Origin of the sequence: Methylobacterium sp. WL12 (assembly GCF_008039475.1) — a bacterium.
Taxonomy (GTDB): domain Bacteria; phylum Pseudomonadota; class Alphaproteobacteria; order Rhizobiales; family Beijerinckiaceae; genus Methylobacterium; species Methylobacterium cerastii.
Window position 1 is genome coordinate 1 of record NZ_VRUW01000212.1, and the last position, 1,193, is coordinate 1,193.

General features: G+C 67.6%; 1 protein-coding gene. It reads right to left on the minus strand.

Annotation, left to right across the window (positions count from 1 at the left end):
• On the minus strand, positions 1-1,190 hold a 1,190-nt coding region (tuf, locus tag FV226_RS27540), incomplete at its 3' end, for an elongation factor Tu (protein WP_147765408.1).
• Positions 1,191-1,193 lie beyond the last annotated feature (3 nt).

Sequence of the window (1,193 nt, forward strand, 5' to 3'; positions counted from 1 at the left end):
TACGCGTTGATGGCGGCGACGACGCCGGCGCCGACGGTGCGTCCGCCTTCGCGGATGGCGAAGCGCAGCTTCTCCTCCATGGCCACCGGCACGATCAGCGTGACGTCCATGGTCACGTTGTCGCCCGGCATCACCATCTCGGTGCCTTCCGGCAGCACGCAGACGCCGGTGACGTCGGTGGTGCGGAAGTAGAACTGCGGCCGGTAGTTGGTGAAGAACGGCGTGTGGCGGCCGCCCTCCTCCTTGGTCAGGATGTAGGCCTCGGCCTTGAACTTGGTGTGGGGCTTCACCGAACCCGGCTTGCACACGACCTGGCCGCGCTCGACGTCCTCGCGCTTGGTGCCGCGCAGCAGCACGCCGACGTTGTCGCCCGCCTGGCCCTGGTCGAGCAGCTTGCGGAACATCTCGACGCCCGTGACCGTCGTGGTCTGGGTGTCGCGGATGCCCACGATCTCCACCGTCTCGCCGACCTTGACGATGCCGCGCTCGACGCGACCCGTCACCACCGTGCCGCGGCCCGAGATCGAGAACACGTCCTCGATCGGCATCAGGAACGGCATGTCGATCGGACGCTCCGGCTGCGGGATGTAGTCGTCGACCGTCTTCATCAGCGCCAGCACCGCGTCGTGCCCGACCGCCTTGTCGCCGTTGTCGAGCGCGACCTTGGCCGAGCCCTTGGTGATCGGGATGTCGTCGCCGGGGAAGTCGTACTTCGACAGCAGCTCGCGCACCTCCATCTCGACGAGCTCGAGCAGCTCGGCGTCGTCGACGAGGTCGACCTTGTTCAGGAACACCACCAGTGCCGGCACGCCGACCTGGCGGGCGAGCAGGATGTGCTCGCGGGTCTGCGGCATCGGGCCGTCGGCCGCCGACACCACCAGGATCGCGCCGTCCATCTGCGCGGCGCCCGTGATCATGTTCTTCACGTAGTCGGCGTGCCCGGGGCAGTCGACGTGCGCGTAGTGCCGGTTGGCCGTCTCGTACTCGACGTGCGCCGTCGAGATCGTGATCCCGCGCGCCTTCTCCTCGGGTGCCTTGTCGATCTGGTCGTAGGCCGTGAACGTCGCCCCGCCGGACTCCGCCAGGACCTTCGTGATCGCCGCCGTCAGCGACGTCTTGCCGTGGTCGACGTGACCGATCGTGCCGATGTTGCAGTGCGGCTTCGTGCGGGCAAACTTCTCTTTGGCCATGGT